The sequence below is a fragment of the Allochromatium humboldtianum genome (genome assembly GCF_013385175.1).
Taxonomy (GTDB): Bacteria; Pseudomonadota; Gammaproteobacteria; order Chromatiales; family Chromatiaceae; genus Thermochromatium; species Thermochromatium humboldtianum.
Genome location: NZ_JABZEO010000047.1, coordinates 1 through 3,524, shown reverse-complemented (window position 1 = coordinate 3,524; position 3,524 = coordinate 1). Strand labels below are relative to the sequence as shown.

The following is a 3,524-nucleotide window of genomic DNA, read 5'->3' as shown; positions in this document are numbered from 1 at the left end:
TTCCCTTCCGACTGTCAACTCCTTTTTTTTAGCCCCGGACCGCTTCCGATCCCGTTCGCTTCGAAAGCCAGAGCGCTTACCGCCTCCGCTCCGCCGCTTCCCTCAGCCCCAACTCCTTGGGAAGCCGCGCATTCTAACTGCCTCAAATTTTGTGTCAACCCCATGAACAATTTTTTTCTCCGACGTGACAGATCAGCCGGCGGCGTGAGACCACGAATCACTGACCAGATTTGCTCCAAACAGCGCCAAGATATTGATTTAATTTAAGGTAGAGACTTCATGGCGATTCGGTATGATTGTCACCCCGACAACCCAAGTTGTAGCCGGCTCGACTGCCGCCACATATCCACTGAACAGATTGAGAGACTCGACACCGATGGTGCTAAACAACGTTGGACGCCTGTGGCTGAGCATAGGTATCGCCGGTATCGGCATCGGTCTCGCATCGATCCTACTGACAGAATGGTTGCGCCTGGATCCCTGTCATCTATGCATCTTCCAACGCCTCTTGATGCTCGTGACGGGAGCCTTCGCCCTCATCGCCGCCGTGTTTGCCTGGCGTGGCCGGAATCCGCTGGTACCTGGCTTACTCGCCATGCTCACGGCACTGGGTGGCGTAGCGGTCGCGGCTCACCATAGCTGGATCCAAGCCTATCCGTCAGAGACCAACAGCTGCGTCGGCAGCACGCCTGGCCTGATCGAGTCGTTCATCGAGTGGCTGGGACAGCAGATGCCCTCGCTGTTTCTGGCGACCGGCTTTTGCGATGACGATAGCTTTCGCCTTCTGGGCCTGACCCTGGCCAACCTGTCGCTGTTGCTCTTCGTGGCACTGGCGGGTGCGGCACTCTGGACACTCAGCCGTTTGCTCCAGGCGCGTTCGACATAGCCGAGCCGATCCGCTTACATCGGCGTTCAAAATCACACCGCTGTCTCACTGGAGAACATCCTATGCCATTGACTCGCAGACACTTCAACCAGCTCGTCTTCAGCTCGCTCGCCCTCGCTGCCCTGCCAATGAGCGCTCAGGCCAAGCTCATCGAAGGAGAAGACTGGCGCGCGATCACACCACCCCAGCCGAGCGACGCGCCCGGCAAGATCGAGGTGCTGGAGTTCTTCTCCTACGGCTGCCCGCACTGCGGTTCCCTGAATCCGCTGCTCAAGCAGTGGGAAGCGACACTGCCGGAAGACGTCGTGCTGCGGCGCGTTCCCATCACCTTCGGACGTCAGGCCTGGGCCAACCTCGCGCGTCTCTTCTATGCGCTGGAAAACCTCGAACAACTGGAGCGACTCGATCAGGCCGTCTTCACCGCCCTGCATGATCAGCGCGTCAAGCTCTACACCGAACCGGCGATCCTGGAATGGCTGAGCGACAAGGAGATCGACATCCAGCGCTTCAAGGACGTTTTCAGCTCGTTCGACATCCAGACCAAACTGGGCCGCTCGGACTATCTGGCCGAGCGTTATCAGATCGACGCCGTGCCGACGCTGGCCGTGGCCGGACGCTACGCTGTGCTTGGCCACAAAGCCAAAGGGATGCCGGATCTCATCGCGATCGCCGATCAGCTGATCGATCGGGCGCGCGACGAAGGCGTAGCGGGCTAAAAAACAAAGGCCCCCCGCGTCGCTCGCAGGAGGCCTCTATCCGTCAGGGCATGCGACTCAACTCAAACCGAGTCGCACGTCCAATCAAGCGACAGCAACCGCCGTCTAGGGCATGTGATCCAGGCCGATCTTGGAAGAATCGCGTGCAACGGTCCCACCACCCTTCAGCGCCATCGGCACCAGGATGACCAGGGCGCCCGCCAGCAGCAGGATCTCGAACCCATAGACGGCGATATATCCGACCTCCGGCCCCGTCAGATCCGGCCCAAAAACACCGCCTCCGGCCATCCCGGACACGACATCGCGCATACTGCCGCCGATCGCCATGGCGAGACCATTGGCGGTTGCCTGAACCGCGCCCCAGGCGCCAAGCGCCAAGCCGCTGTGCAGACCACCATGATCGGCGCCCGCCATGTCCATGGCCGCCGTCAGGGTTCCAACCGCGAGGAACCCGCCGCCGAATCCGATCAAGGCGGTGCCGGCGCGAAACAGCGTGACCGACTCGGAGCTGGCGGCGTGGATGACCGCCGAGAAGGCCAGCAATCCACAGAGCACGCCGAGCGTCGTGAGCCGATAGGCATTACCGCCATGGGCCAGCCAATAGCCCGACAGCACGAAAGCCGCCAGGGTGCCGGTCGCCCAGAGCGCGGTCAGCGCGGTCGTCTGTGACACGGTCATTCCCAACACTTGACCGCCATAGGGTTCGAGCAGGATGTCCTGCATGGTGAAACCGGCTGTGCCCAAGCCGACGACGATCAGCAACCGGCTCGCCTGACCGCCGGCGGCGAACTCACGCCAGGTCTCCAGAAACGGCGGACGCTTGACCGGATTGGCCGCGCGTACCGAATCGATCGCTTCCTGCTTCCAGAGAGCCACCATGTTCAGCACGATCGTGGCGACAGCCGCGCCCTGGATGAGCTGAATCAGGAGCTGCTGCGAGAAATGGGTCAGTAGCCGACCGAAGAGCAGCGCACTGAGCACCATGCCGAGCAGCAGTGTGACATAGAGCAGCGCCACGACGCGCGGACGCTTGTCCGGCGGCGCCAGATCCGTGGCCAACGCCAGACCGGCGGTCTGAGTAGTGTGCAGTCCGGCACCGACCATCAGAAAGGCCAGACCCGCACCCAGCTTGCCCAGGATGTTGAGACTGTTCGAGGCATCAGCCAGCAACAGCAGGGCGAACGGCATGATCGCGAAGCCGCCGAACTGCAACATGCTGCCGAACCAGATATAGGGAACACGACGCAGACCGAACGCCGAATGGTGATAGTCCGAGCGGTGCCCGATCAGTGCACGGAAGGGCGCGAAAATCAGTGGCAGGGCGAGCATGGTCGCCACTAGCCAGGTCGGAACCCCGAGTTCGACGACCATGACGCGATTGAGCGTTCCGGTGAGCAGCACCATGGCGATGGCGACCGAGACCTGGAACAGCGACAGGCGCAGCAGGCGCGGCATCGGCAAATCCGGACTCGCCACGTCCGCGAAGGGCAGCAGTCGACGTACGAGCTCACGCCAGGCGAGTAACCGTGGATCGATGGGTTGACTCATGCCAATATTATCTCCGAGCTTGAATGAAACAGCGCGCCAGAGGGAAGCACGCTCGACGCAGGGTGAATGGCGTCGTTGCAAAGCGGCGATGGTACGCTTCCGCTGAAGTGATTGGAAGTTTCAGGGGCGACGCCGATGGGCGTCAGGAGCGGAGAGACGGCAGGAGTCGGTCTTGAAAACCACACGGCGGATGGAATGCACCCGAAAGTCGGGGATTCCATCCGCCGTGCGACGTACGGCATTGTACGTCTGGTATCGACGTCGCAGTCACCGCTAGGCGACGGACATCGATTGGCGTTCGATCACTGCCAGCCGAGGCCGACCGAGAAAACGACCGCGTGGACAGCGATGGCCAGAACCAGCAGGGCGTAGAA

General features: G+C 61.6%; 3 protein-coding genes. 2 read left to right on the top strand and 1 reads right to left on the bottom strand.

Features of this window, described 5'->3' with window-relative positions:
• Positions 1-292 precede the first annotated feature (292 nt).
• Both HW932_RS21345 and HW932_RS21340 read left to right on the top strand, forming a co-directional pair.
• A complete protein-coding gene (locus HW932_RS21345) occupies positions 293-886 on the top strand; it encodes a disulfide bond formation protein B (RefSeq protein WP_343047453.1) in 594 nt (197 codons plus the stop codon).
• Between the two features lie 62 nt (positions 887-948).
• Positions 949-1,602 (top strand): thiol:disulfide interchange protein DsbA/DsbL, encoded by a 654-nt coding sequence (locus tag HW932_RS21340; RefSeq protein ID WP_176978464.1) that lies wholly within the window; start codon positions 949-951, stop codon positions 1,600-1,602.
• A gap of 105 nt (positions 1,603-1,707) precedes the next feature.
• On the opposite strand, the gene HW932_RS21335 is transcribed toward HW932_RS21340, so the two are convergent.
• Positions 1,708-3,150, bottom strand: coding sequence for a BCD family MFS transporter (locus HW932_RS21335; RefSeq protein ID WP_176978463.1), 1,443 nt, complete (start codon positions 3,148-3,150; stop codon positions 1,708-1,710).
• Between the last annotated feature and the right edge of the window lie 374 nt (positions 3,151-3,524).